Source organism: Enterovirga rhinocerotis, from assembly GCF_004363955.1.
Classification (GTDB): Bacteria; Pseudomonadota; Alphaproteobacteria; order Rhizobiales; family Beijerinckiaceae; genus Enterovirga; species Enterovirga rhinocerotis.
In genome coordinates this window covers 964,891-987,670 of record NZ_SNZR01000011.1, presented here as the reverse complement: position 1 = coordinate 987,670, position 22,780 = coordinate 964,891, and the positions used below count along the sequence as shown (strand labels likewise).

General features: G+C 70.1%; 21 protein-coding genes. 14 read left to right on the top strand and 7 right to left on the bottom strand.

Annotation, left to right across the window (positions count from 1 at the left end):
* Window positions 1-3: 3 nt before the first annotated feature.
* The 3 genes from EV668_RS05225 to EV668_RS05215 all read right to left on the bottom strand — a co-directional run bounded on the left by EV668_RS05225 (window position 4) and on the right by EV668_RS05215 (window position 4,138).
* Entirely contained in the window at window positions 4-1,833 is a 1,830-nt protein-coding gene (locus EV668_RS05225) for a tetratricopeptide repeat protein (RefSeq protein ID WP_133768757.1), read from the bottom strand.
* A 187-nt stretch (window positions 1,834-2,020) separates the two neighbouring features.
* On the bottom strand, window positions 2,021-2,434 hold the full coding sequence (locus tag EV668_RS05220) for a hypothetical protein (protein ID WP_133768756.1): 414 nt from the start codon (window positions 2,432-2,434) through the stop codon (window positions 2,021-2,023).
* 24 nt (window positions 2,435-2,458) lie between these two features.
* Window positions 2,459-4,138, bottom strand: a complete 1,680-nt coding sequence (locus tag EV668_RS05215; RefSeq protein WP_133768755.1) for an electron transfer flavoprotein-ubiquinone oxidoreductase — start codon at window positions 4,136-4,138, stop codon at window positions 2,459-2,461.
* A gap of 159 nt (window positions 4,139-4,297) precedes the next feature.
* On the opposite strand from EV668_RS05215, the gene EV668_RS05210 reads away from it, so the two are divergent.
* From EV668_RS05210 to EV668_RS05185, 6 genes are all read left to right on the top strand, one after another.
* Entirely contained in the window at window positions 4,298-5,149 is an 852-nt protein-coding gene (locus tag EV668_RS05210; protein WP_133768754.1) for a uracil-DNA glycosylase, read from the top strand.
* An 80-nt stretch (window positions 5,150-5,229) separates the two neighbouring features.
* A complete protein-coding gene (gene ypfJ / locus EV668_RS05205) occupies window positions 5,230-6,138 on the top strand; it encodes a KPN_02809 family neutral zinc metallopeptidase (RefSeq protein WP_133768753.1) in 909 nt (302 codons plus the stop codon).
* Window positions 6,139-6,154: 16 nt separating this feature from the next.
* Window positions 6,155-6,700, top strand: coding sequence for a molybdenum cofactor biosynthesis protein B (moaB, locus tag EV668_RS05200; protein ID WP_133768752.1), 546 nt, complete (start codon window positions 6,155-6,157; stop codon window positions 6,698-6,700).
* A 187-nt stretch (window positions 6,701-6,887) separates the two neighbouring features.
* Entirely contained in the window at window positions 6,888-8,066 is a 1,179-nt protein-coding gene (locus tag EV668_RS05195; RefSeq protein WP_133768751.1) for a PA0069 family radical SAM protein, read from the top strand.
* Between the two features lie 247 nt (window positions 8,067-8,313).
* Complete coding sequence (locus EV668_RS05190) at window positions 8,314-8,949, top strand: ribonuclease HII (protein ID WP_133768750.1); 636 nt, start codon at window positions 8,314-8,316, stop codon at window positions 8,947-8,949.
* 139 nt (window positions 8,950-9,088) lie between these two features.
* The gene (locus tag EV668_RS05185; protein WP_133768749.1) at window positions 9,089-10,267 is read left to right on the top strand and encodes a site-specific DNA-methyltransferase; all 1,179 of its coding nucleotides are present in this window, start codon (window positions 9,089-9,091) and stop codon (window positions 10,265-10,267) included.
* Here the strand turns inward: EV668_RS05185 and mutY are convergent.
* The gene (mutY, locus tag EV668_RS05180) at window positions 10,245-11,363 is read right to left on the bottom strand and encodes an A/G-specific adenine glycosylase (RefSeq protein ID WP_133768748.1); all 1,119 of its coding nucleotides are present in this window, start codon (window positions 11,361-11,363) and stop codon (window positions 10,245-10,247) included. The two genes, EV668_RS05185 and mutY, sit on opposite strands and share 23 nt — an antisense overlap.
* A 112-nt stretch (window positions 11,364-11,475) precedes the next feature.
* Between mutY and EV668_RS05175 the strand changes: the two genes are divergently transcribed.
* The 7 genes from EV668_RS05175 to hspQ all read left to right on the top strand — a co-directional run bounded on the left by EV668_RS05175 (window position 11,476) and on the right by hspQ (window position 19,318).
* Entirely contained in the window at window positions 11,476-12,288 is an 813-nt protein-coding gene (locus tag EV668_RS05175) for a formyltransferase family protein (protein ID WP_133768747.1), read from the top strand.
* A 45-nt stretch (window positions 12,289-12,333) separates the two neighbouring features.
* Window positions 12,334-12,834, top strand: a complete 501-nt coding sequence (locus EV668_RS05170; RefSeq protein WP_133768746.1) for a DUF721 domain-containing protein — start codon at window positions 12,334-12,336, stop codon at window positions 12,832-12,834.
* A gap of 37 nt (window positions 12,835-12,871) precedes the next feature.
* Complete coding sequence (locus EV668_RS05165; RefSeq protein WP_133768745.1) at window positions 12,872-13,513, top strand: DsbA family protein; 642 nt, start codon at window positions 12,872-12,874, stop codon at window positions 13,511-13,513.
* A gap of 22 nt (window positions 13,514-13,535) precedes the next feature.
* Complete coding sequence (locus tag EV668_RS05160; RefSeq protein WP_133768744.1) at window positions 13,536-14,153, top strand: thioredoxin domain-containing protein; 618 nt, start codon at window positions 13,536-13,538, stop codon at window positions 14,151-14,153.
* A 192-nt stretch (window positions 14,154-14,345) separates the two neighbouring features.
* Window positions 14,346-17,798, top strand: coding sequence for a chromosome segregation SMC family protein (locus EV668_RS05155; RefSeq protein WP_133768743.1), 3,453 nt, complete (start codon window positions 14,346-14,348; stop codon window positions 17,796-17,798).
* A gap of 80 nt (window positions 17,799-17,878) precedes the next feature.
* Window positions 17,879-18,907: an HpcH/HpaI aldolase/citrate lyase family protein gene (locus tag EV668_RS05150; RefSeq protein ID WP_133768742.1), complete on the top strand. Its 1,029-nt coding sequence runs from the start codon at window positions 17,879-17,881 to the stop codon at window positions 18,905-18,907.
* 69 nt (window positions 18,908-18,976) lie between these two features.
* Window positions 18,977-19,318 carry a heat shock protein HspQ gene (gene hspQ, locus EV668_RS05145; protein ID WP_133768741.1) on the top strand — a complete coding sequence of 114 codons (342 nt, stop codon included), beginning with the start codon at window positions 18,977-18,979 and terminating at the stop codon, window positions 19,316-19,318.
* Between the two features lie 30 nt (window positions 19,319-19,348).
* On the opposite strand, the gene gor is transcribed toward hspQ, so the two are convergent.
* The 3 genes from gor to rpiA are packed head-to-tail and all read right to left on the bottom strand — an operon-like array spanning window position 19,349 to window position 21,982.
* Entirely contained in the window at window positions 19,349-20,737 is a 1,389-nt protein-coding gene (gene gor, locus EV668_RS05140; RefSeq protein ID WP_133768740.1) for a glutathione-disulfide reductase, read from the bottom strand.
* A gap of 13 nt (window positions 20,738-20,750) precedes the next feature.
* A complete protein-coding gene (locus EV668_RS05135) occupies window positions 20,751-21,254 on the bottom strand; it encodes a DUF2059 domain-containing protein (RefSeq protein WP_133768739.1) in 504 nt (167 codons plus the stop codon).
* On the bottom strand, window positions 21,245-21,982 hold the full coding sequence (gene rpiA, locus EV668_RS05130) for a ribose-5-phosphate isomerase RpiA (protein ID WP_133768738.1): 738 nt from the start codon (window positions 21,980-21,982) through the stop codon (window positions 21,245-21,247). The genes EV668_RS05135 and rpiA overlap by 10 nt, the downstream gene beginning before the upstream one ends.
* A 96-nt stretch (window positions 21,983-22,078) precedes the next feature.
* Between rpiA and gph the strand changes: the two genes are divergently transcribed.
* Window positions 22,079-22,774, top strand: a complete 696-nt coding sequence (gene gph, locus EV668_RS05125) for a phosphoglycolate phosphatase (protein WP_133768737.1) — start codon at window positions 22,079-22,081, stop codon at window positions 22,772-22,774.
* Window positions 22,775-22,780: the final 6 nt, after the last annotated feature.

Below are 22,780 nucleotides of genomic sequence, written 5' to 3'. Positions count from 1 at the left end.
GCGTCAGCCGCCCTGCTTGAACTGCTCGTTGAGGTTGGTGCCGGCCTCGGCCGGCTTCGGCAGTTCCGGCATGCCGCCCTGGAGCTTCTCCTCGATCTTCTTCAGATCCTCGGGCTCCGGATTCGAATCCTTGGCGTGCTGCCACTGGAAGCGTGCTTCGAGACGGCGGCCCACATGCCAATAGGCATCGCCGAGATGGTCGTTGATGACCGGATCGCCCGCCTTCAGCTCCGCCGCCTTCTCGAGCTCCCGCACCGCGTCGTCGAACTGGCCGAGGCGGTAATAGGCCCAGCCGAGGCTGTCGATGATCATGCCGTCGCGCGGGTTGAGCTCCACGGCCCGCTTGAGGAGCTTGAAGGCCTCCTCGATATTGCGGCCGTTATCGACCCAGGAATAGCCGAGATAGTTGAGCACCTGGGACTTGCCGAGCGGCTGCGTGTCGGGGACCAGCGCCAGCGCGGCCTTGAGGTCGATTTCCGCCTTGTCCCAGTCCTTGGCCCGCTCATAGGCGGTGCCGCGATAATACAGGATCGGCCAGCGCCCCGGATCGGTCTCGGACATGCGGTCGAGGACCTGGCCGTAGATCTCGGCGGCCTCCGCGTAGCGCTTGCGCGACCGCAGCACGTTGCCGAGGGCGACGAGGACGTCGTTCTCCTCCGGATGCTCGAGCTTGACCTTGTCGAGCTGGGCCACGGCTTCGTCGCCCTTGCCGAGCTGTTCGAGGCTGAGGCCGATCTGGACGTCCGCGCTCATCTTCAGGGGCGAGGACTCGGGAATGCGGCGGAGCGTGGCGATGGCCTGGTCCGTCTGCTTCATGCGCTCGAAGACGTCGGCCATCGTCACGAGGGCGAGAGCGTTGTCGGGGCTCAGCACCTGCGAGAGCCGCAGGTAGATCAGCGAGGCGAGTTCATCCCCCTGCTGGGTGCTGGCGGAGCCGAGGCCGTAGAGAACCTCGGCCGCCCCTTCCTGGGCGGTCGGGATCAGCGGCGTCAGCGGCTTGCCGGCGTCGAGGGCCGCGATCGCCTGCTTGACGAACGGATGGCGGGCGGTGCTCGCCTCGTAGGCCCGATAGACGGCGAGGGCCTCCTCCTTCCGCCCGCTGCGGGCGAGGAAGCGGCCATAGGCGTCGGTGATCCGCAGCGTCGTCTTGTCGACGTCGTAGGCCGCCTTGTAGCGCCGCTCGGCCTCGGCCCTGTTGCCGGTCAGCTCGGCCATGAGCCCGGCGTGATAATCGCGGAACACCGCGAAGCCGCGCTCGGCTCGCAGGGCGTTGGTCGTCTCGAGGGCCCGCCGGCCGTCGCGCGAACCGGCGAAGGACCAGGCGGTGAGGAGCGTCGCCGTGACGTCGGCCGCCCGGCCGCGCGTGCCCCGCGAGAGATGGTTGCGCGCCGTCTGGAAATGCCGGTTCCGGAAGGCTCGCACCGCAAGCGTCAACTGAGCGAGGCCGTTATTCGGATCGCGGACGGCGAGACGCTCTGCCGCGCGCGCCGCGCTGTCGAAGTCGCCATCGGCGAGGAGGGAGATGAAAGCCCGCTCGAGAAGCTCCGGATTGTTCGGATCCTCGCGCAGGGCCTCGCGGTAGAAATGAGCGGCGGCCACGGTGTCGCGCGCGGCGACCGCGATATAGGCCGAGAGATAGTTCCCCTCGAGGCTGTCGGCGGCGGCGTGGGGTGCCGGCGGCGACGGCTGGGCGGGCGACTGCGTCCGGCGCGCCTCTGCGGTCGCGGTCCAGAGACAGGACGACAGCGCCGCAAGCGCGAGCACGCGAACAAGTCCCGACGAGGCCGCTCCGCGGCGCAGATCGCCGCCTTCACGGCGAGAGAAAACCAGCATGTCGGCTCCAGTCCCGATGATGCCTCTGAATCGGGAGCGTCCGCTGGTTTGCCATCGCGGCCGCGGGGCGGCAAGGCGCCCCGTTGCCGCGCGCCACCCTCGGCCGCCCGTCGCCCGACTGCCTTCGCATGGAGCGTGCCGACACGCGATCCTGCCGGATGCCGAGCCCCGAACCGTCCCGCCGAACTCAGCGCCGCTCCGCGAGGGCCCGTTCTCTCTCCACGGCGCGGCGTTCGGGCCTGCTCATCAGGAAGCGGCCGGACATGGTCTCGCGATGGAGCGTCGAGAGCATCCAGGTGCCTTCGATCTCGGTCCCGTCGGCGCTGACGGTCCCGTCATACGCGATCGGCGGATGAGCTTCGTCCTGAACGGAATAGGCCTTCGTGAACACGACGGCCTGACCGGACCGCAAGCCCGACAGGCTCGCCTCAAGATCCGAGGAGCCAGCCCAGGGCTCGCGTTCGTGCGTCATGCCGTACAGCGCACCGCCGGTCTCCAGCAGGGTCGCGGTGAAGCCGACATGAGGCCCGATCCCCTCGTAGGAATAGAGCCCTTGCCAGATTCCCGTCAGATCGTGATCGGCCAGATCGTGATTGGCCATGTCGGTCCTCCGAACCTCGGCGATTCACATCCCGATATAGTTCGGCCCGCCGCCGCCTTCAGGGGTGGTCCAGTTGATGTTCTGGTTCGGGTCCTTGATGTCGCAGGTCTTGCAGTGGACGCAGTTCTGCGCGTTGATCACGAAGCGCGGCTCGGTGCCGGGCTCCTCCAGCCATTCGTAGACGCCCGCCGGGCAATAGCGCGACGACGGGCCGCCGAAGACGTCGTGCTCCGAGCGCTTCTGCAGTTCCATGTCCTTCACCTTGAGATGGGCCGGCTGGTCCTCCTCGTGGTTGGTGTTGGACAGGAAGACCGAGGACAGGCGGTCGAAGGTCAGCACGCCGTCGGGCCGCGGATACTCGATCTTCTTCACCTCCGAGACCGGCTTCAGGGTCTGGAAGTCGGACTTGCCGTGCGGCAGCGTGCCGAAGAACGAGGAGCCGATCAGCTCATTCGTCCACATGTCGAGGCCGCCGAGGCCGACGCCGATCATGGTCCCGTATTTCGACCAGAGCGGCTTGACGTTGCGCACCTTGTAGAGGTCCCGCCCGATGGGCGAGCCGCGCCAGGATTCGTCGTACGCCGTCAGTTCGTCGTGCGAGCGACCCTCGGCGAGAGCCGGCGCGAGATGGTCCGCGCAGAGCATCCCCGACAGGATGGCGTTATGCGAGCCCTTGATCCTCGGCACGTTCACGAAGCCGGCCGAATCCCCGACGAGGCAGCCGCCGGGGAAGACGAGCTTCGGGACCGATTGCCAGCCGCCTTCCATGATGGCGCGCGCGCCATAGGCGATGCGCTTGCCGCCCTCGAAGGTCTCGCGGATCATCGGGTGCGTCTTGAACCGCTGCATCTCCTCGAAGGGGGAGAGCGTCGGGTTCTCGTAGTTCAGGTGGACGACGAAGCCGACCGACACGAGATGGTCGTCGAAATGGTAGAGCCAGGAGCCGCCGCCGACGCGGTTCCCGAGGGGCCAGCCCATGGCGTGCTGGACGAGCCCCTTGCGGAACTGGTCCGGCTTGACCTGCCACAGCTCCTTCACGCCGAGACCGTATTTCTGATGGTCGCTGTGCTGGTTGAGCTTGTAGCGGTCGAGGACCTGCTTCGTCAGGCTGCCGCGGCAGCCCTCGGCCAGGATCGTGTAGCGGCCGCGAAGCTCCATGCCGCGCGTGTAGTCGCCCTTGTGCTCGCCCGACTTGTCGATGCCCATGTCGCCGGTCGCGATCCCGACGACCTTTCCGTCCTCGATCAGCACCTCGGAGGCCGCGAAACCCGGATAGATCTCGACCCCGAGGGCTTCGGCCTGCCGCCCCAGCCAGCGCGCGACATCGCCGAGCGAGCCGATGTAGTTGCCGTGGTTGTCCATCAGCTTCGGCATCGCGAAGGTCGGCAGCTTCACGCCGCCTCCCGCGCCGAGATACATGAACTCGTCCTTCGTCACCTCGGTCTTGAGCGGGCGATCGGGATCGTCGCGCCATTCCGGCATGAGGGCGTCGAGGCCGCTCGGGTCGATGACGGCGCCCGAGAGGATATGCGCACCGATCTCGGACCCCTTCTCGACGAGAACGACGGAGATATCCTCGCCGCGTTCCGCGGCGATCTGTTTCAGCCGTATCGCGGTCGCGAGCCCGGCCGGGCCGCCCCCCGCGATCACGACATCGTAATCCATCGATTCCCGCGCCGGCAGCGCGTCGTCCTGCTCGGACATACTCTCTCCCGTTCCAGATACCTTGGAACACATCCAACGACGTATGGGGTCCAGTCGGTTCCGTGACAAGCCGTGGGCGAGACCGCAAGGCCGGGCGGGACGAGCAGGCAGCGCATCCAGACCCTATCGAAGGGCCGGCACAGCCTCTAGAAGGCGGGGATGGACGCCGCCGCCGACCGCGACCAGTGGATCGCCCTGCTCGACTTCTACGTCGCGGCGGGAGTCGACGTCGCGCTCGACGAGGCTCCGCACGACCGCTTCGCCGAGGCCGACCGGCCGGAGCTGCCGGCTGTCTCGCGCCCCCCCCTGACCGTCCAGCCGGAGGAGCCGCAACGGGCACCGAGCCCGGAGCCCCGCATCGAACAGCGCCTTCCGGGGCTCCCCAATGCGGCGACGCAGCCGGCTGAGGTCATCGCGGCCGATGCGCGGGCGCGCGCTGCGAGCGCCCGAACCCTCGAGGAGTTGCGCGCCCTCCTCGACGCATTCGACGGCTGCGCGCTGAAGGGGACCGCGCGGCAACTGGCCTTCGCCGACGGCACGCCGGGCTCGCGCGTCATGATCCTGGGCGAGGCTCCCGGCGCCGAGGAGGACCGGACGGGCAAGCCCTTCGTCGGCCGGGCGGGCCAGTTGCTCGACCGCATGCTCGGCGCGATCGGGCTCGACCGGAACTGTGTCTACATCGCCAACATCGTTCCGTGGCGGCCGCCGGGGAACCGGACGCCGACCCCACAGGAGGTCGCGATCTGCCTGCCGTTCACACAGCGGCAGATCGAACTCGCCGCCCCCGACATCCTGCTCACCCTCGGCGCGCCCTCGACGCAGGTGATCCTCGGCCTGAAGGAAGGCATCACCCGAACGCGCGGCCGCTGGTACGACTACGCCCTCGGCGAGCGGAGCCTGCGCGTCCTGCCGATGCTGCACCCGGCCTATCTTCTGCGCCAGCCGCTCCACAAGCGCTTCGCCTGGCGCGACCTGCGCCTGCTGCGCCGCGAGCTTGACCGGGGCGTCTAAAGCCACACATCTGCCTGGAACCGGTCCCGGGTGCCGGATTTGACCCGCGGCGCGAGCCGGTAGCCGTTCGAGGACACGCGATGCGTTGGGAAGATTTTCGCCCCTCCGGGAATGTGGAGGACCGGCGCGGCCAGGGCGGCGGCGGCGGCGGGTTCGGCATGCCGATGCCCGGCGGGCGCGGCGGTCTCGGAATCGGCACCATGATCGTGATCGGCATCATCGCCTGGGCGCTCGGGATCGATCCGCGCATCCTCATCTCGGGCGCGGACATGCTCGGCGGCAATCGCGGCGGCTATGAGCGCCAGGCTCCCGCGCCGCAGCCGGGGCAGAAGGGCGCGCCGTCCGATCAGATGGGCAATTTCGTCGCTCGCGTCGTCGGCAACACCGAGGATGTCTGGAAAGAGGTCCTGCCGTCCCAGATGAACCGGCAGTATGCGCCCGCCGGGATGGTTATCTACACGGGCTCAACCCGCTCCGCCTGCGGCGGCGCGCAATCGCAGATGGGTCCATTCTACTGCCCGCTCGACCGCAAGGTCTATATCGACACCTCCTTCTTCCAGGAGATGCAGCAGAAGTTCGGCACCGGCGGCGACTTCGCCTATGCCTATGTCATCGCGCACGAGGTCGGCCACCACGTGCAGAACCTCCTCGGCATCCTGCCCAAGGTGCAGAACCGGCAGCAGCAGGTCGACGAGCGGACGGCCAACGACCTCTCGCGGCGCGTCGAGCTGATGGCCGATTGCCTCGCGGGCGTCTGGGCGAGGAACTCGAACGACCGCTTCAACGCCATCACCGAGAAGGACATGCGCCAGGCCGTCGCCGCGGCCCAGGCCATCGGCGACGACCGGCTCCAGGGGCGCGGGCGCGGCGAGGTCATGCCCGACAGCTTCACGCATGGCTCCTCGGAGCAGCGCGTGCGCTGGCTCCTGACCGGCTTCAAGTCGGGTCAGGTCCAGAGCTGCGACACCTTCCGCACCTCGCGCCTCTGACGACGGGGAACGATCGATGGCCCTCGATGCGACGAAGCAGTTCATCCCGCTGCGCATCGCGGTCCTCACCGTCTCCGACACCCGCAGCCTCGCGGAGGACCGCTCGGGCGACACGCTCGCCGAGCGTCTGACCGGCGCGGGCCACACCCTCGCCGGCCGCAAGGTCGTCGCCGACGACGTCGAGGTGATCCGCGGCGCCGTCGCCGCCTGGTGCGCCGACCCGCAAGTCGACGTCGTCATCACCACCGGCGGCACCGGCTTCACCGGCCGCGACGTGACGCCCGAGGCGGTCGAGCCGATGTTCGACAAGCGGATGGAGGGCTTCTCGGCCGTGTTCCATCGCATCAGCTACGACAAGATCGGTGTCTCGACGATTCAGTCGCGCGCGACGGCCGGCCTCGTCGGCACGACCTATGTCTTCGTCCTGCCGGGATCGCCGGGCGCCTGCCGCGACGCTTGGGACGGCATCCTCGCCGCCCAGCTCGACTATCGCCACCGGCCCTGCAACTTCGTCGAGATCATGCCTCGTCTGGACGAGCACCTGCGGCGCGGCGCTCGCTGAGGCCCCAGCGAGTTATCCAACTTATCCACAGCCTTGTCGGAACGAGCTCGATCACGGTTCGTTCGCTCTGCGACACCCGCCTCCCCTGGGGAATCCACCCCTCGCGGGAGTGTACGGATTACGACAATGGCAATGTTCTTCTTTTGTTCTATAAAGGAGAACATTCACTGATTCGCAGGAGGCGACCATGGTCGACACGCTCCTTCGCCCGCGGAATTTCATAGACGGGACCCGCCCCGCGCCACGCGTCCCCGCACCTGTCATCGATCGGCGGCGTCCCGATCTTCGCACCTACGGACCGGTCGAGACGGATCGTCGTCGCGGACGCGGTGCGACGGCCAATCCCGACGGGCGCTACGAGCCGGTCCAGCGCGAGCGCATCGACGACGGCTGGGACATCGACGAGGAGATCGACGATCTCCGCACCGAGGTCACGATCGAGAAGCCGCGCACGATCATCACGAAGAACGATTCGCCCGATATCGGCTTCGATCGCTCGATCAATCCCTACCGGGGCTGCGAGCATGGCTGCGTCTATTGCTTCGCGCGGCCGAGCCACGCCTATCAGGGCCTGTCCCCCGGGCTCGATTTCGAGACCAAGCTCTTCGCCAAGCCGAACGCGCCCGAACTCCTGCGCAAGGAGCTGTCCGCGCCGGGCTACGAGCCGCGCATGATCGCGATGGGGACGAACACCGACCCCTACCAGCCGATCGAGCGTCACTACCGGATCACGCGGCAGGTGCTGGAGGTCCTGGAAGAGGCGGGCCATCCCGTCGGCATCGTCACGAAATCGGCCCTGGTCACGCGAGACATCGACATCCTGTCGCGCATGGCGGAACGCGGTCTCGCCAAGGTCGCGCTGTCGGTCACGACGCTCGATCCGCGCCTCGCACGCCGGATGGAGCCGCGCGCGGCGACGCCGACGAAGCGTCTCTCGGCGATCCGCCAGCTCACCGAGGCCGGCATTCCCGTCTCGGTCCTGGTCGCGCCGCTCATCCCGGCCATCAACGATCACGAGATCGAGAGCATCCTGCGGGCGGCCTACGCGTCCGGAGCGCGGGAGGCGGGCTACGTCCTGCTGCGCCTGCCGCACGAGCTGAAGGGCATCGTGCGGGACTGGCTGGCCGAGAACTATCCCGACCGCATGAAGCACGTGCTCTCGCTCGTCGAGGAGACGCGGGGCGGCAAGCTCTACGATTCGGCCTTCGGCCAGCGCCAGACGGGCGTCGGCCCCTACGCCTGGATGATCGGCCGCAGGTTCGAGGCGGCAGCGGGCCGTCTCGGCTTCAACACCGAGCGGACGCGCCTGCGCACCGACCTGTTCAGGCGGCCGGCCAAGGAGACGGGTCAGCTCGCGCTGTTCTGAGCTCTCAGCGGCAAGGCCGCACTCCCCTCCTCATGCTGAGGTGGGGGCCGAAGGTCGCACTCGAAGCACGCATGACCGTGGTGCGTCCTTCGAGGCCCCGCTGCGCGGGGCGCCTCAGGATGAGGAGGGCGGACGTGTCCGATCGGCCTGGACGACATGTTCGCCGTCGCGCGCCCCTTCCCGCGATTGCGAATCGGGGTCCGGTCGGTTCGGGTATCCGTCCCGTTCCACCGCCACCGCCTGCCCGATGCCCCTACCGATCCTCAAGCCGACCCGCGAACGCAAGCTGATCCGCTGCGGCAAGGGGCTCGTCGCGGGGCTCGACGAGGTCGGGCGGGGGCCTCTCGCCGGGCCGGTCGTCGCGGCAGCCGTCGTGCTCGACATGCGCCGCATCCCGAAGGGGCTCGGCGATTCGAAGGCGATCGCGGCCGAGCGCCGCGAGGAACTCTATGGCGAGATCCTGCGCTGCGCCTCGGTCGGGATCGCGGCCGTTCCGGCCTGGGAGATCGACCGGATCAACATCCGCCAGGCCTCGCTCCAGGCCATGTGCCGGGCGCTTGCCGCCCTGCCCTGCCGGCCGGACGCGGCGCTGGTCGACGGCAACGACCCGCCGCCTTTGCCCTGCGACGTCGAGGCGGTGATCAAGGGCGACGCCTCGGTCCCGTCCATCGCCGCGGCCTCGATCGTCGCCAAGGTCGTTCGGGACCGGCTGATGAAGCGCCTCGCGCTGCAATTCCCGGCCTACGGCTTCACGACCAATGTCGGCTATTCGACGGCGGCGCATCTGGCCGCCCTCCGCCACGAGGGTCCCTGCCCCCATCACCGCCGCTCCTTCGCGCCGGTGCGCCTCGCCGAGGCGATGCAAGAAAAAAGCGCCGCCTAAACCCGATCGAAACCATTGCCGCGCGGTCGGCAAAATCTGCAGCCCCAAAACGAAACGCGGCGGGGCGCTCCCAGAAAACCCGGTCTTTACCCTGCCCGACGCATAACCGCGTCGTCAGTTGCGTAACCGGTGTTTGGCCATGGGTACCCTGCGTACCGCGGCAGCCGGCGCCGTCGCCCGGAAACAGGTCTCGCGTACCGGGTCGACCGCGCCGGCGCCACGGAACCCTCCTCGTTCGGAGGTCTTGGCGCTCGACGAGATCATCGTCGGCGATTGCATCGAAGCCCTGAGGCGTCTGCCCTCGGAGAGCGTCGATCTGGTCTTTGCGGATCCGCCCTACAACCTCCAGCTCGAGGGTGCGCTCTCGCGTCCCGACCAGTCGCTCGTCGACGCGGTCGATGACGATTGGGACAAGTTCGCCTCCTTCGCCGCCTACGACGCCTTCACGCGCGACTGGCTCGCCGAGGCGCGCCGGGTGATGAAGCCGAATGCCACGCTGTGGGTCATCGGCTCCTACCACAACATCTTCCGCGTGGGCGCGACGCTGCAGGATCTCGGCTTCTGGATCCTGAACGACATCGTCTGGCGCAAGGCCAACCCGATGCCGAATTTCCGCGGCCGGCGCTTCACCAATGCGCACGAGACCCTGATCTGGGCCTCCAAAGGCCAGGAGGCCAAGCGCTACACCTTCCATTACGAGGCGCTGAAGGGCGGCAACGACGACCTGCAGATGCGCTCCGACTGGCTCTTCCCGCTCTGCACCGGCGAGGAGCGGATCAAGGACGAGAGCGGCCGCAAGGCCCATCCGACCCAGAAGCCCGAGGCGCTCCTCGCGCGCATCATGCTGTCGGCGAGCCATCCGGGCGACGTCGTGCTCGACCCGTTCTTCGGCTCCGGCACCACGGGCGCCGTGGCGCGACGGCTCGGGCGCCATTTCGTCGGCATCGAACGCGACGAGGCCTATGCCGGTTTCGCACGCCGCCGCATCGCGGCCGTCGAGCCGCTGCCGGAGGACGCCGTCGCCACCGCGCCTGCGAAACGCGCCGAGCCGCGGATCCCCTTCCTCAGCATCGTCGAGGCCGGCTACGTGCAGCCCGGCGAGGTCCTGACCTGCTCCGCCGGACGCCACCGCGCGACGATCCGGGCGGACGGCACGCTGCACGCCCCGCCCGCCATCGGCTCGATCCACAAGATCGGCGCCCTGCTCCAGGGCCTGCCGGCCTGCAACGGCTGGACCTTCTGGCATGCCGAGCGGGACGGAAGTCGCATCCCGATCGACGCCTTCCGGACCGAGATCAGGGCGCGCGGCGGGGCCTGACGGCCTTCGGCTTCGATGCCGGCTCGCCGAACGCCTCGGCGAGCACCTTGCGCATCACGTTCGGCAGCGCTTCGCCCGGAAGCTTCTCCTGCGGCACCCAGCGCATCCCCTCCGGAGCCTCGGTGCCGGCCGCGACCTTCGCCTGGAACACCACGAGTTCGAGCGGGAAATGCGTGAAGACGTGCCGCACCGTGCCGGGTAGCCGCCGCCAGCGCCCTTCCAGCGGCGCGTCGAGCAGCGCCTTCGCCACATCGTAATCGCTCCGCCACTCGCTGGTCGGCACCTCGGCCATGCCGCCGAGGAGGCCTTTCGGCGGCCGCGTCCGCAGCAGCACGGTGCCGTCGCTGCGCAAGGCCGCGAAGGCCGCGCCGCGCCGGAGTTCCCCTTCGCGCTTCGGCATCTTGCGCGGCAGGGTCTCCTGAAGGCCCGCCGCGCGCGCCCGGCACGGCGTCATCCAGGGGCAGAGGGCGCAGGCGGGGCGCTTCGGCGTGCAGAGGGTCGCGCCGAGATCCATCAGCGCCTGCGCGAAATCGCCCGGCCGGTCCGCGGGGACGAGATCGAGCACCCGGAGCCTGATCTCGGGCTTCGCCGCCGGCAGCGGCGTCTCGATCAGGTGGAGCCGCGACATCACGCGCTCGACATTGCCGTCCACCGCCGCCGCGGGACGGCCGAAGGCGATCGCGGCGACGGCCGCCGCCGTGTAGGCGCCGATCCCGGGCAGCTTGCGCAGCCCCTCCTCCGTCTCGGGAAAGCCGCCGGCTTCGACGACGGCCTTGGCGCAGGCATGGAGGTTGCGCGCGCGAGAATAATAGCCGAGCCCCGCCCAGGCGCTCATCACGGCATCGGTCGGCGCCTCCGCCAGCGCCTCGACATTTGGGAAGAGCGCGAGGAACTTCGCGAAATAGGGCCGCACGGCCTGCACGGTCGTCTGCTGGAGCATGATCTCCGACAGCCAGACGCGATAGGGCTCGACGCCCTCGCCCGGCTTCGCGCGCCAGGGGAGGTCACGGCGGTGGCGATCGTACCAGGCGAGGAGGTCCTCGGCGCGCGCGCCGTCCTCCGCCGCAGCCTTGGCGGGCGCGGCGCGTCTGCTAATGGGCGGGTCGGTTCGGGCGGACAGGACGGAGGCCGAATCGGTCGATGCTGATCTCGATCTCCTCTAACCTGAAGCGGGGCGAGCGCGCTCGCATATCCTCGAGGTCCCGCCTTTGCGCATCGCCCTCCTGACGCTCGAGGCTCTGGCCAACCGGCGCGCCGTGCGCCGATTCGTGGCCGCGCATGCGGACGACATCGCCCTCGTCGGCCTGTCCGATCCCTATCGGCCACAGGCGGGCGGGGCCTTCGGCCAGACCTGGCGGCGGCTCCGTCGGTCCGGGCCGCGCATCCTGCCCTATCTCGTGCTGAATTTCGCCCTGCCCGGCCTCGTCGACGCCCTGCGCCGCGCGCCGCCCGGCGACGTCGACCGGACGCCGCTCGCCCGCTCCTGCGCCGAGCGCGGCATCCCGACGGCCAAGGTCGAGGATGTGAACGGGCCCGCCTTCCGGGATGCCTTGGCCGCTTCCGGCGCCGAGCTCCTGGTGAGCTTCCATTTCGATCAGATCCTGACCGCCGAGACGATCGCGGCGGCCCCCTTCGGCGGCATCAACGTCCATCCCGGCCTCTTGCCGCTGCATCGCGGCCCCGTCCCGACGATCCACGCCCTGCTCGACGAGCCGATCCGGCTCGGCGTCTCGATCCATCGGCTCGCGCCGCGAATCGATGCGGGCGGCCTCCTCGCCCAGACCGAGATGGCTGACGCGCCGGGCCTCACCGCCCTCGCCGCCGCCGCACGCCTGCACGAGGCCGCCCTCCCCCTACTCGACCGCGTGCTGCCGGAGATCGCGGCCGGATCGGCGTCCGAAACCCCGCTCCCCGTCCTGCCCTATCGCGCCTTCCCCACCCGCGCGGAGATGGCGGCACTGGCTCGCAAGGGGCGCCGGGCAGCGGGGCTGTCCGACGTCGGCGAGGCTTTGCGGGGCTGAAGCCGCGTTCACAGCGGCCCGCCGAGCCGCTATCCTTTCGCGGCCATGGCACGCCTTCAGCCCCTCGCCGATCTGATCGGGTCCGCGCTCGATCCCGCGCTCGCCGCGCAGGGATTCACCGGGCAGGACCTCGTCGCCTCCTGGCCGGAGATCGTCGGGGAGCGGCTCGCCGGCTTCTGCCGCCCGGTCAAGGTCGAATGGCCCCGCCGGCGCCCCGGCGAGGCGGCCGCCTCCGATCCCGCCCGCCTCGTCGTGCGGGTCGAGAGCGCCTTCGCGCTGGAGCTGCAGCACATGGCGCCGGTGCTCGTCGAGCGGATCAATGCGGTCTATGGCTGGCGCTGCATCGGCCGGATCGTGCTGAAGCAGGGCCCGGTCGGCCGTGAGACGCGCCGGGCGCGCGCCATTCCGCCCCTCCCCACGGCCGACGATTGCCGGCGCGTCGCCGCCGCCACCACGCCCGTCGAGGATGCGGCGCTCCGCGAGGCGCTGACGCGGCTGGGCCATGCCGTCGCAGCCGGCGGCCCCGCCTTGTCACGCTCCCGCTGACGCCTTAGCTCATCGGCACTTGCAAGGACCGAAATCCATGATCACGCGCCGCGAAACAGTGGGATTGATGGCGGCGGCTGCCGCGACCGCCTGGGCCGGAATCGGGCCCGCCTTCGCGCAGAACGTCGACGTCGCCCAGTTGATGGAGCCCGGCCCGCTCGGCGACATCTGGCAAGGCCCCGAGGGCGCGAAGGTCACGATCGTCGAATACGCGTCGCTGACCTGCAACCATTGCGCCGCCTTCCACAACACCACCTACACGGAACTCAAGAAGCGCTACATCGACACCGGACAGGTGCGCTTCACGCTGCGCGAGTTTCCCCTCAACCAGATCGACACGGCGCTCTACATGGTCGCGCGGTCGGACCCCGCGAAGTACTATCCGATCACCGATCTCCTGTTCGAAACGCAGGCGAGCTGGTTGCGCGAGCCGGAGGCCGCGAAGGTCCTCGCCTCCGTCAAGCAGCTCCTGCGTCAGGCCGGCATCTCGGACGAGCGTTTCAACCAGATCCTGAAGGACCAGAAGCTGCTCGACGGCGTCAATGCCTCCCGCACCCGCGCGGCCGACGTGTTCAAGGTCGATTCCACGCCGACCTTCTTCATCAACGGCAAGCGTCACCAGGGCAACAACGACATCGAGAGCTTCGAGAAGACCATCAAGCCGATCCTCGGCGCCTGATCCCGGACCGGAGGCCGCCGCGATGATCGACCGCCGCAGCGCCGTCGCCGGAGCCATCGCCGCCCTCGCGGCGGCGCCTGTGCTCGGGCGGGAGATCGCCTCGGCCGAGCTGCTGAAGCCGGGCCCGATCGAGGACATCTGGCTCGGCCCGGCCACGGCCAAGGTCACGATCATCGAATACGCCTCGCTGACCTGCTCGCGCTGCGGGGAGTTCCACCGCACGACCTGGCCGGCGCTGAAGGCGCGCTACATCGATCCGGGTCATGCTCGGTTCGCCATGCGCGCCTTCCCGCTCGATCCGCTCTCGACCGCCGCCTTCATGCTCGCCCGTTCGGAGCCCTCGCGGTTCTACGAGGTCGTGGATCTGCTGTTCGAGCGGCAGCGGGACTGGGCCTATGCGGACAATCCCGCCCCGTCCCTGCGCAAAGTCCTGGAGCCGGCCGGTTTCACACAGGAAAGAATCGATCGGGTCTTGCGCGACCAGACGCTTCTGGATGGCGTGCAGGGCGTGAGGGACCGGGCCGCGAAGACCTTCGGCGTCAACGCGACCCCGACCTTCTTCATCAACGGGCAGCGCAGGCAGGGCGCACTCTCGATTGAGGATTTCGACGCCGCCATCAAGCCGATCCTCGGCCTCTGACAGCCCGCGCCCCCGGCGCGAGGGCGGCGGGACAGGCGTGCCCGATCCCTCCCCTCCAGGGGAGGGCGAGTCGGCGTCAGCCGACCGGGGTGGGGTGCCGCGCCGGCCGGGTTACTCCCCGCCCCGGATCGAAGCTTCGCTTCGACTCGGCCCTCCCCTGCGGGGAGGGATCGCCTGCGGGAGGCCCCTCCCGTGAAGCTCACGCGCCTGCGCATCGTCGGCTTCAAGACCTTCGTCGAGCCGACCGAGGTCTTGATCGAGCCGGGCCTGACCGGCGTCGTCGGGCCGAATGGCTGCGGCAAGTCGAACCTCGTCGAGGCGCTCCGCTGGGTGATGGGCGAAAGCTCGCACAAGAACATGCGCGCGACGGGGATGGACGACGTCATCTTCGCCGGCTCGTCGAGCCGCCCGGCCCGCAACACGGCCGAGGTGACGCTCGCGATCGACAATGCCGACAAGCAGGCCCCGGCCGCCTTCAACGATGCGGATGCGCTTGAGGTCTCGCGGCGGATCGAGCGCTCCCATGGCTCGAGCTACCACGTCAACGGCCGCGAGGTGCGGGCGCGGGACGTGCAATTGCTCTTCGCCGACGCCGCGACCGGCGCCCGCTCGCCCGCCCTCGTCCGCCAGGGGCAGATCAGCGAACTCATCGCGGCGAAGCCCCAGGCGCGGCGGCGCATCCTGGAGGACGCCGCCGGCATCGCGGGGCTCCACGCGCGCCGGCACGAGGCGGAGCTTCGGCTGAGGCAGGCCGAGGAGAACCTGCTGCGCGTCGAGGACGTCCTGCGCGAGATCGAGACGCAGGTCACGGCCCTGCAGCGACAGGGACGGCAGGCCGCGCGCTACCGGAACCTGTCGGCCGAGATCCGCCTGATCGACGCCCGCCTCGCGGCCGCTGCCTGGCTCGCCGCCGAGCGCGAGCGGGCGGAGGCCGAGGCGGCCGAGCGTGAGGACGTCCGGGCCGTCGCCGACGCGACCACTTCCCAGGCCGAGGCAGCGAGGCTCGAGGCCGTTGCGGCCCACGAGGTCGGCCCCTTGCGCGAGGCGCAGGGCGCCGCCTCCGCCGCCCTGCGCCGCCTCGTCCAGGCGAAGTCCGATCTCGACGGCGAGGAGAAGCGCGCGGCCCAGCGCCTCACCGATCTCGAACGCCGGATCGTCGAGATCGAACGCGACGCCGCCCGGCAGACTCAGCTCCGGCAGGACGCCGCCGACACGATCGCGCGCCTCGACAAGGAAGCGACCGACCTCGCGGAAACGGTCTCGGCGGCGTCCTCGCGCCGGGAGGGGCTGGAGGGCGGCCTCTCGGATGCGGAGGCCGATCTCGCGCGGGCGGAGACCGCGCTCGCCGCCGTCCAGGCCGAAGCGGCCGAGCAGACGGCGAAGCGAAGCGCGCTTCAGCGCGAGGCCGCCGCCGAGACCGAGCGGGCCGAGCGCGGCGCCAAGGAGGTCGCGCGTCTCCTGGCCGAGAAGGCCGCGCTGGAAGCGAGCCGCCAGGCACTCGGCACGGCCCCGCTCGGAGCCGCCCGCGAGGCGGCCGAGATCGCGGCGAAGGAGGCGGAGGACGCGGTCTCGACGGCCCGGCAGGCGCTCGCCGCCGCGCGCGAGGCGGAGGCACGCGAGCGCGGCAGCGCGAACGAGGCCGAGCGTGCCGCGCAACGGCTCGAAACCGAGCATCGGACGCTGGTGAAGCTCTTCGCCGCATCACCCGGAAAGCGCTTTCCGACGATGCTCGACGCCATGCGGGTCGAGCCCGGCTGCGAGACGGCCGTCGCGGCTGCGCTCGGCGACGATCTCGACGCCTCGCCCGATCTCGGGGCGCCCCTCGCCTGGCACGATACCGGGAGCGGCGAGAGCGATCCGCCTCTGCCCGGCGGCGCGGCGCCGCTCGCCGGCTTCGTCTCCGGTCCCCCGGCCCTGACCCGGCGCCTCCGCCAGATCGGCCTCGTGACGCGCGACGAGGCCTCCGCGCTCAAGGCGACGCTCGCGCCCGGCCAGCGCCTCGTCACGCGCGAGGGCGACCTCTGGCGCTGGGACGGGCTCGCCGCTGCGGCCGAAGCCCCCTCCCCGGCCGCTCGCCGGCTGGCGGAACGCAACCGGCTCGCCGGCCTCGAGACCGAGGCAACCGAGGCGCGCCGCATCGCCGACGACCGCCGCACGGTGGCAGCCGCGGCCGAGGCCGCCACCCGCGAGGCGTCGAGGGCGGAAGGCGCCGCCATCGAGGCCGCGAAACGCGCCCGCCGCGCCTTCGACGAGGCGCGCGAGGCGCTCGCCCGCGCCGAGCGGCAGGCGAGCGAGGGCGCGGCCCGTCTCTCGGCTCTGACGGAGGCGATCGGCCGGGTCGAGGCGGGCGAGCGCGATGCGCGGGTTCGGGCGGGCGAGGCGCGGATGCAGCTCGCCGCCCTGCCCGACGGGACGGCGCTGGAGACGCGCCATCTCGAAGCGCGCGCCGTCGCGGCCGAGCAGCGCGCGCGCGTCGCCGACGGCCGGGCCGCGCTCGGCGCGCTCACCCGCGAACAGGAGGCGGCCTCGCGCCGGCGCGAGGCGCTCGCCGCCGATATCCGCTCCTGGCGCGAGCGCTCGGAGCGCTCGATCGCGGCGGCGTCGGACCTCGCGGAACGAGCCGAGGCGGCCGCTGCCGAGCGCCAGGAGCTTCGGGACGCGCCCGACACCTTCGCCAAGCGCCGCTCCGCCCTCGCCGTCGCGCTGAAGGACGCCGAAGCCCGCCGGTCCGAGGCGGCGGACCGGCTGTCCGGCGCGGATCGCCGCGTCCAGGACACGGCGCGGGCCGCCCGTGCTGCGCTCGAAGCCTTGTCCGGCGCGCGCGAGAAGCGGGCCGCCTCGGCGGCGCTGACGGAGGCTCTCGGCCGCCGCGTCGCCGAACTCGGCCACGCTGTCGAGGAGCGGTTCGAGACGAGCCCGCGCGAGCTCGCCATCCAATCCGGGCTGAACGAGGCCACCGCCTTCGACGCCGCGGCAGCCGAGGCGCGGCTCGCGGTGCTCAAGGTCGAGCGCGAGCGGCTCGGCGGCGTCAACCTCCGGGCCGAGGAGGAACTCGAGGAATCCGAATCGAAGCGCGACCGACTAGCCGCCGAGCGAGACGACCTCACCGAGGCGATCAAGCGGCTGCGCCAGGCGATCGGCAACCTCAACCGCGAGGGTCGCGAACGCCTGAACACGGCCTTCGGCATCGTCAGCGGGCATTTCAAGCGCCTCTTCACGACGTTGTTCGGCGGCGGCGAGGCCGAGCTCACCCTGGTCGATTCGGACGATCCGCTCGAAGCGGGGCTCGAGATCGTCGCGCGACCGCCGGGCAAGAAGCCGCAATCGCTGAGCCTCCTCTCGGGAGGCGAGCAGGCGCTGACCGCGACGGCGCTCATCTTCGCGGTGTTCCTCACGAACCCCTCGCCGATCTGCGTGCTCGACGAGGTCGATGCGCCGCTCGACGACGCCAATGTCGAGCGCTACTGCGACCTCCTCCAGCAGATGGCGTCCGAGACCGACACGCGCTTCGTCGTCATCACCCACAACCCCATCACGATGGCGCGGATGGACCGGCTGTTCGGCGTGACCATGGCCGAGCGCGGCATGTCTCAGCTCGTCTCGGTCGATCTTCAGGCCGCCGAAAGGCTGCGCGACGCCGGATAGAGCCGGAGCCGCGAGGAGGCCCGCGCTTGCGCCCGGCCGCGCTTCATGATGCATCGCGGGGGATCGATCGGATGCCCATGATGAAACTGCCCCGCCGCTTCTTCCAGCCGCTCGCCATCGGTGCGCCCGAACCGCTCCGTGCTCTTCCCGTGCGGCTCGAGCGGATGATCCATTTCGTGCCGCCTCACGTGGAGAAGATGCGGGCGAAGGTGCCGGACCTCGTGCGGCAGGTCGACGTCGTCCTCGGCAACCTCGAGGACGCGATCCCGGTCGAGGCGAAGCTCGATGCGCGGCGCGGCTTCATCGAGATGGCGAAGGCGACCGAGTTCGGCGAGACGGGCCTGTGGATCCGCATGAACGCGCTCAACAGCCCCTGGGGGCTCGACGATCTCGTCGAGATCGTCGGCGCGGTGGGCGACAAGCTCGACGTCGTCATGGTGCCGAAGGTCGAGGGCGCCTGGGACATCCACTATGTCGACCAGCTCCTCGCCCAGCTCGAAGCCAAGGCCGGGGCGCGGAAGCCCATCCTCGTCCATGCCATCCTCGAGACGGCGGAGGGTGTGAAGAACGTCGAGGAGATCGCGCAGGCCTCCCCGCGCATGCACGGCATGAGCCTCGGCCCGGCCGATCTCGCCGCCTCGCGCGGCATGAAGACGACCCGGGTCGGCGGCGGCCATCCCGATTACCGCGTGCTCTCCGATCCCGGCGAGGGCGCCCGTGGCTCGGCCCAGCAGGACCTCTGGCACTACACCGTCGCGCGCATGGTCGATGCCTGCATGGCGAGCGGCATCAAGGCCTTCTACGGCCCCTTCGGCGACTTCTCCGATACCGAGGCCTGCGAGGCGCAGTTCCGCAACGCCTTCCTGATGGGCTGCGCCGGCGCCTGGACGCTGCACCCCTCCCAGATCGCGATCGCCCGCCGCGTCTTCTCACCCGATCCGGACGAGGTCGCCTTCGCCCGCCGGATCCTCGCCGCCATGCCGGACGGCACCGGGGCAGTCATGATCGACGGGAAGATGCAGGACGACGCGACCTGGAAGCAGGCCAAGGTCCTGGCCGACCTCGCCGATCTCGTCGAGGCGAAGGAGAAGGCCGCCGCCGCCTCGTGAGCCGCCGCGCCCGAGGCGAGGCTCGGCAAAGCTCTTCCGGAGCGCATTGTTCGACTGTATTATGACGGGATGGCAGACAGCGATCCCTTCAGGCAGGCGCGGTTCTCGGTCGGGCAGGTGGTCAAGCACCGGATCCATCCGTTCCGGGGCGTGATCTTCGACGTCGATCCGGTCTTCGCCAATTCCGAGGAATGGTGGCAGGCGATCCCAGCCGAGATGCGTCCCTCGAAGGACCAGCCCTTCTATCATCTCCTCGCCGAGAACCAGGAGAGCGAGTACATCGCCTATGTCTCGGAGCAGAACCTTCTGCCCGATACGAGCGGCGAGCCGCTGCGCCATCCCCAGCTCGGCGAGATGTTCGAGAAGAGTTCCAACGGCGCCTACCGCCACCGGGCCCGCGCGACGCACTGACCGCCGCGCGGCGGCCGGGCGCGCCGGCTGCTACCCGACGCCGACCGGCGCCTTGACGACATGCGGCGTCCGCATGGTCACGAGTTCCTCCGAGGCCGTCGGATGGACCGCGATGGTGCGGTCGAAATCGGCCTTCGTCGCACCCATGGTCAGCGCGATCCCGGCCATCTGGATGATCTCGCCGGCATCGTGACCGACGACATGGACGCCGAGGACCCGGTCGGTCGAGCCCTGGACCACGATCTTCATCAGCGTACGCTCGTCGCGGCCCGAGATCGTCGCCTTCATCGGCCGGAAGCCCGCCTTGAAGATCACGACGTCGTCGCCGTGCTTCGCCCGCGCCGCTTCCTCGCCCATCCCGACCGTCCCGATCTCGGGCGTCGAGAAGACCGCCGTCGGGATGAGGCCATGGTCGACGCAATGCCGCTTGCCGCCGAAGACCGTGTCCGCGAAGGCATGGCCCTCGCGGATCGCGACCGGGGTGAGGTTCGCGCGGTTCGTCACGTCGCCGACCGCGTAGATCGAGGGAACCGCCGTCTGCGAATAGGCATCCACCGGGATCGCGCCGATTCCGTCGGTCGCGATGCCGACCGTCTCGAGCCCGAGCCCGGCGGTCAGCGGGCGCCGCCCCGTCGCGACGAGAACCCGGTCGAAGGTCTCGACGCGCCCGTCCGACAAGGTCGCCGCGAGGCGCCCTCCGTCGCGGTCGATCCGGGAGAGGGTGAGGCCGAGGGCGAGATCGATGCCGCGCTTCGCATAGGCATCGCCGAGCGCATCGCGCAGATCCTCGTCGAAGCCGCGCAGGAGCTTGTCGCCGCGGTGAAGCAGCGTCGTCTTCGTACCGAGCCCGGCGAAGATGCCGGCGAACTCGACCGCGATATAGCCGCCGCCGATCACGAGGATGCGTTCGGGCTGGTTCTCGAGTTCGAAGACCTCGTTCGAGGTCATGCCGAGGTCGCCGCCCGGAATCCTCGGCTCCATCGTCGGGGAGGCTCCGACGGCGATCAGGATGTGGCCAGCGCTCACGCGGCGGCCGGAGGCGAGCTCGACGGTGTGGGCGTCGACGATCCTCGCGCGCTCGTCGGCCACCTCGACCTTCGAGGAATCGAGGAGGGACCGGTAGATCCGCTCGAGCCGCGCGATCTCGGCGTCGCGATTGGCCTTCAGGACCGACCAGTCGAATCGCGCCTCGCCGAGCGTCCAGCCGAAGCCCGCAGCGTCCTCGAACTCGTCGGCGAAGCGGCTGGCATAGACCATCAGCTTCTTCGGCACGCAGCCGCGGATCACGCAGGTTCCGCCGAGCCGGTACTCCTCGGCCAGCATGACGCGGGCGCCGTGGCCGGCCGCGATCCGCGCGGCCCGCACGCCGCCCGAGCCGCCACCGATCACGAAGAGATCGACGTCGTAAGCCATCGCCATGGTCTCGCCCGGCCTACTGGATCTTGTGCCCGCGCTTCAGCAGGTCCGAGCGGACGCGCTGGAAGATGTACTCGCCCGTGCTCTGCGACCAGGTCGTGACGTTGTTGACGATGTCTTCGGTGATCTCGGGCTGGACCCGGACGTACTTCGCGCCGACGGGAGACTTGAAGAACGTCACGATCTCCTTGATCTCCGGCTCGGTCAGCCGGGCCGCATAGGCGCGGGCGGCGACGATGTAGCCCTGCTGCTTCTGCTTCTCCATCTCGGGCTCGAGCTCCTTCAGGATCGCGTCGAGGTCCTTCGAGATTTCGGGCCGGGTCAGGGCCAGGCGCCGGATGTCGTTGACGAGGACCGGCAGGATCCGGTCGACGCTGGCGGCCGCGCCGCTCGCGATCAGCAATTCGCGCGCGGCGGCCAGATGATCGAGGCTCGCTTCCGGCTGCTGGGCGCGGGCCGGAGCGGCCGAGAGGAGGAGGCCGGCCAGCAAGGCCGCGAGGGGAACCGTTCTCAGGCGCATGTCGACGAGTCTCCGGGGCGGGCCTGCCCCTCCCTTGTCTCCTCCATGACCCCGTCGGGCGTCCCGATCAAGGCGGCCTCGGCCATGTCGACGAAGAGCCCGTGCTCGACGACGCCGAGAACGGACTTGAGCGAACCCGCAAGGCGGGCAGGATCGGCGATGCGGCCGAGGGCGGCGTCGAGGATCCAGTGCTGGCCGTCGGTGACGAAAGGCGCGCCGTCCTTCCCAGCGCGAAGGGAGAGATCGACCGGACGGCCCGCCTCGGCTTCGAGAAGCGATGCGACGCGGCGGCGGGTCGTCTCGGCGCCGAATGGCATGATCTCGATCGGAAGCGGGAAACGGCCGAGCGTCGCGACGCGCTTCGAGGCATCGGCGATCACGACCATGCGGCCGCTGGCCGCGGCGACGAGCTTCTCGCGCAGGAGCGCCCCGCCTCCGCCCTTCACGAGGGCGAGGCCCGGGCCGATCTCGTCGGCGCCGTCGATGGTGAGGTCGAGGGTCGGCTCTTCGTCCAGCGTCGCGAGCCGGATGCCGAGCGCCTCGGCCTGCCGATGCGTCGCCTCCGAGGTCGCCACGGCGAGAAAGCGCAGCCCCTCTGTCCAGCGCCGCCCCAACGCGTCGACGAGCAGCGCAGCCGTCGAGCCCGTGCCGAGCCCGACCTTCATCCCCGGCTCGACCAGCAGCGCGGCCTTCTCCGCCGCAGCCCGCTTCTCGTCATTCCCGCTCACGCCGCTCTCCTTTTCCGTCCGGCGCCCCCGCTTAGACCATCGGCGGAGGAAATTGCAGAGCTTGATCCTCTTTGTCGGGAACGATAGCCAACCGTCATGACGCTTCCTCCGATCGCCGTGTTCGATCTCGACGGCACGCTCGCCGAGACGGCTCCCGACCTCATCGCGAGCCTCAACGTCCTCATGCGGCAGGAGGGATTGCCGGAGGTTCCCCTCGCTAGGGCCCGCGACATGATCGGTGCCGGCGCGCGGGCGATGATCGAGCGGGGCTTCGAACTGGCGAAGCAGGAACTGACCCCCGAGCGGTCCGAGGCGCTCTTCCGGCAGTTCCTGGCGATCTACGGCGAGAACCTCTGCGTCGGCAGCCATCTCTTCCCGGGTGTCGCCGAGAGCCTCGACGACCTCGCCGCCGCCGGCTACCGGCTCGCGGTCTGCACGAACAAGTTCGAGCAGCATTCACGGCAGCTTCTGGACGCCCTCGGCATCGCCGACCGCTTCGCGGCGATCTGCGGCCGCGACACCTTCCCCTGGTACAAGCCCGATGCCCGCCATCTCACCATGACCATCGAGGTCGCGGGCGGCGATCCGAGCCGCGCGGTGATGGTGGGGGATTCGCGGACCGACATCGACACGGCCAAGGCGGCCGGCATCCCCGTGATCGCGGTGCCCTTCGGCTATACGGACACGCCCGTGGCCGAACTCGGGCCGGATCTCGTGATCGACAGGTTTGCCGAGCTGGTCGCCGCCATCGGCCGCCTCGACAACCATCGCGGCCTCGTACCGGCCGGCTGACAGATC

Excerpts from the sequence above, each read along its gene's own strand:
- EV668_RS05225 (WP_133768757.1), bottom strand. The coding sequence starts at position 1,833 with ATGCTGGTTTTCTCTCGCCGTGAAGGCGGCGATCTGCGCCGCGGAGCG.
- EV668_RS05220 (WP_133768756.1), bottom strand. The coding sequence starts at position 2,434 with ATGGCCAATCACGATCTGGCCGATCACGATCTGACGGGAATCTGGCAA.
- EV668_RS05215 (WP_133768755.1), bottom strand. The coding sequence starts at position 4,138 with ATGTCCGAGCAGGACGACGCGCTGCCGGCGCGGGAATCGATGGATTAC.
- EV668_RS05210 (WP_133768754.1), top strand. The coding sequence starts at position 4,298 with ATGGACGCCGCCGCCGACCGCGACCAGTGGATCGCCCTGCTCGACTTC.
- ypfJ (WP_133768753.1), top strand. The coding sequence starts at position 5,230 with ATGCGTTGGGAAGATTTTCGCCCCTCCGGGAATGTGGAGGACCGGCGC.
- moaB (WP_133768752.1), top strand. The coding sequence starts at position 6,155 with ATGGCCCTCGATGCGACGAAGCAGTTCATCCCGCTGCGCATCGCGGTC.
- EV668_RS05195 (WP_133768751.1), top strand. The coding sequence starts at position 6,888 with ATGGTCGACACGCTCCTTCGCCCGCGGAATTTCATAGACGGGACCCGC.
- EV668_RS05190 (WP_133768750.1), top strand. The coding sequence starts at position 8,314 with ATGCCCCTACCGATCCTCAAGCCGACCCGCGAACGCAAGCTGATCCGC.
- EV668_RS05185 (WP_133768749.1), top strand. The coding sequence starts at position 9,089 with ATGGGTACCCTGCGTACCGCGGCAGCCGGCGCCGTCGCCCGGAAACAG.
- EV668_RS05170 (WP_133768746.1), top strand. The coding sequence starts at position 12,334 with ATGGCACGCCTTCAGCCCCTCGCCGATCTGATCGGGTCCGCGCTCGAT.
- EV668_RS05165 (WP_133768745.1), top strand. The coding sequence starts at position 12,872 with ATGATCACGCGCCGCGAAACAGTGGGATTGATGGCGGCGGCTGCCGCG.
- EV668_RS05160 (WP_133768744.1), top strand. The coding sequence starts at position 13,536 with ATGATCGACCGCCGCAGCGCCGTCGCCGGAGCCATCGCCGCCCTCGCG.
- EV668_RS05150 (WP_133768742.1), top strand. The coding sequence starts at position 17,879 with ATGAAACTGCCCCGCCGCTTCTTCCAGCCGCTCGCCATCGGTGCGCCC.
- hspQ (WP_133768741.1), top strand. The coding sequence starts at position 18,977 with ATGGCAGACAGCGATCCCTTCAGGCAGGCGCGGTTCTCGGTCGGGCAG.
- gor (WP_133768740.1), bottom strand. The coding sequence starts at position 20,737 with ATGGCGATGGCTTACGACGTCGATCTCTTCGTGATCGGTGGCGGCTCG.
- EV668_RS05135 (WP_133768739.1), bottom strand. The coding sequence starts at position 21,254 with ATGCGCCTGAGAACGGTTCCCCTCGCGGCCTTGCTGGCCGGCCTCCTC.
- gph (WP_133768737.1), top strand. The coding sequence starts at position 22,079 with ATGACGCTTCCTCCGATCGCCGTGTTCGATCTCGACGGCACGCTCGCC.